General features: G+C 69.3%; 2 protein-coding genes. Both read left to right on the top strand.

Annotated features, from left to right (window positions below):
- A partial coding sequence (locus tag HMPREF7215_RS12115) for a RecB family exonuclease (RefSeq protein ID WP_009166222.1) occupies window positions 1–903 on the top strand: 903 nt, incomplete at its 5' end.
- A partial coding sequence (locus HMPREF7215_RS12110) for a UvrD-helicase domain-containing protein (protein WP_009166221.1) occupies window positions 893–2,567 on the top strand: 1,675 nt, incomplete at its 3' end. The genes HMPREF7215_RS12115 and HMPREF7215_RS12110, both read left to right, overlap by 11 nt.

The following is a 2,567-nucleotide window of genomic DNA, read 5'->3' as shown; positions in this document are numbered from 1 at the left end:
GCGCTGCCGGCCAGCCGCGTGCCGCCGGGACGGCTCGGAGCCGCGGCCGCCGAAGCGCGCCTGAGTTCCGTGGACGACTTCGCCGAGTGCCCGTACCTTTTCGCGCTGCGAGCCGTCCTCGGTTACGAGGAACCGCCGCGCGAGGGGGAGTACGACCCGCTCCGCGGCGGAGCGGCCGTGCACGCCCTCTGGGAGCGCGTCTGGTGTGAGTACTCTGCTTCGGGCTGCCGCGGCTCGATCGAAGAGAGAACGCGCCGCCTTTTCGACGAAGTGGTCGGCGAAAACTATCCGGCGCTGCTGCGCTCTCCGTCGCTGAGCCGCGTCCGCTCCGAGCTGCGCTTTTGCGTGAAGCGCTGTGCCGCCACGCAGGACGAATGGGAGGCGGCACTGCGCCCGCTGCGCGCAGAGATCCTGTGCGAGCTCGACCTGCCGCCGCTGCGGCGCGGTGCGGTCACGTTCCGCGGCCGCTGCGACCGCCTCGACCGCCTTAAAGACGGCCGTTTCCTGCTTTGGGACTACAAAGCGGGAAAATCGTCCGCCTACGGCAAAGCGTTTCAGTTGGGATGCTACGCGCTGGCCCTCGAAAGCGGCGGCCTGGGCGGAGGCGGATGCGCCGGCTGGGGCTACGTCGGTCAGAAAGACGCCGCCGTTTCCGGCTGCTGGGACGACGACGTCGCCTCGCTGTTGAACAAACGAAGCGGATCGAAAACGCTGCGCGAGCGGAAGGACGGGGCCGGCCAGCTGCTGTCGGACATCGCCCTGGCCATGGACGCCGGGCAGTTCCCCCCGCGTTACGAGAGCAAACGCTGCCGCGCCTGCGCCTTCGCGGCGATCTGCCGCCGCGGCGAGATGAGCGGCGAGCTCGAAGAATCGGAAGAGGAGGGCGGAGCCGATGACGAATAAAGAGCGCGGACTGCCGCCTCTGTCGAAAGAGGATCTGGCGCTGCTGAAAAATTACGTCGCTTCGCAGGGCCTGCCCGAGCAGGTCGAGGCGATCACGTCCGAAGCGCCGCTGACGGTGGTCGGCGCCGGGGCCGGCACGGGCAAGACCTGGACGCTGGCGTGGCGCTTCGTCTGGACCGTGCTGACGCGCGAAGACGTACGCCATATGCTGACGCTGACGTTCACCGAGAAAGCGGCGTCGGAGATGCGCCGCCGCATCGCCGCGCTGCTGGCGGACCTCGAGCCGGCGCTCGCCGCTTCGGCCGAGCTGTCGCGCCGCCGCGCCGCGGCGCTGGTTTCGCTCGATCAGGCTTATATCTCCACGATCCACGGCTTCGGCGCGCGCGTCATCGGCGAAGCGGGGCTGTCGCTGCCCGTCGAACCGTCGCCGCGACTCGTCGGCGACGCGGAGGCCAGCGAGTTCTGGCGCGAGCTGGCCGGCGCGCTGGACCGGCTCGACGCCGAATGGTTCTGCTGGGGCATGGACCGCGAATACGGCGCCGCCGCGCGCGAGCTGCTAAACGGCGACGGCGCGGCCGACGTGGTGAACTGCTGGGGGCCCGAAGGCGTCGCCGATTTCGCCCGCAGCTTCGAGGGCATGATGTCCGACTTCGGCGAGACGCCCGAAAGCGTTCTCGAAAAGCTGGGCTCTCCCGACGCGCAGGCGCTGGAACTGCTGCGGCAAAATCTCGGCGCCGAGTTCGCGCGGCTGGCCGACTGCTGGACCGAAGGCTTCGACGTCGATCCCGGACAATGCGGCGGCACGGGCGATTTCGTCGCGCGCTTTATTGCGTTCCGCGCCCGCTGGAACGCGCGCGGCTTCGAGAGCGAAGCGGACTGCCGCGAGTTCGTCTTCGACGCCGCCGATACGGTCAAAAACGCGCGCGGCAAACTGGCCGACGCGCTGGCGGGGGCGATGGGCGTCAAGCTGGCCGACTGGCGCAGAGACGCCGAAGCGCTGCGGGCCTTCGAGCGCCTGCTCGCCGACGGGTGGAGCGAAGAGGAGCTGAAGCTGCGCGCGCTGCTGATCCGCCTCGGCTGGCTGTGCTGGCGCAAGTGGCAGGCGTACAAGGCTTCGCGCGGCGGCATCACTTTTGCCGACATGATCGCTCTGGCCGCTCAGGCGCTGGAACGCGACGAATCTTACGCCGCGCGTTTTTCCGAAGTGCTCGTGGACGAATTCCAGGACACCAACGACCAGCAGGACGCCCTGCTGCGCGTCGTCCGGCGCGCGGCGCGCGCGCGGCTGTTCGTCGTCGGCGACCTGAAACAGTCCATTTACCGTTTCCGCCGCGCCGAGCCGGCGATCTTCGGGCGCTACGTCAGCGCGGCGCGCCGCGGCGGCCGTTATGTGAGTTTGTCGGTGTCGTTCCGCAGCGGCGAAAAAGTTCTGGACGCCGTCAACGACCGCTTCGAAAAAATCTGGAAAGAGCGCCTCGGCGCGGAGCTGAACCAGCCCTACGAGGCGCTCCGCTCGCCGCGCGGCCTGGAGCGCGCCGCCGCGTGGATCGACGAGCGTCAGCGCACGGAACTGCCCGTCTGCGAGCGCTTGCTCGAAGAATTTCAGCGCGACGAGGAGGGAAAGGCGCGCGAAAGCGCGGCCGCCGCGCGCGACCGGCTGGCGT

It is taken from the genome of Pyramidobacter piscolens W5455 (assembly GCF_000177335.1).
In the GTDB taxonomy this organism is placed as follows: Bacteria; Synergistota; Synergistia; order Synergistales; family Dethiosulfovibrionaceae; genus Pyramidobacter; species Pyramidobacter piscolens.
Note: the sequence above shows the minus strand (reverse complement) of the source record. Positions and strands in the feature narration are given on the sequence as shown.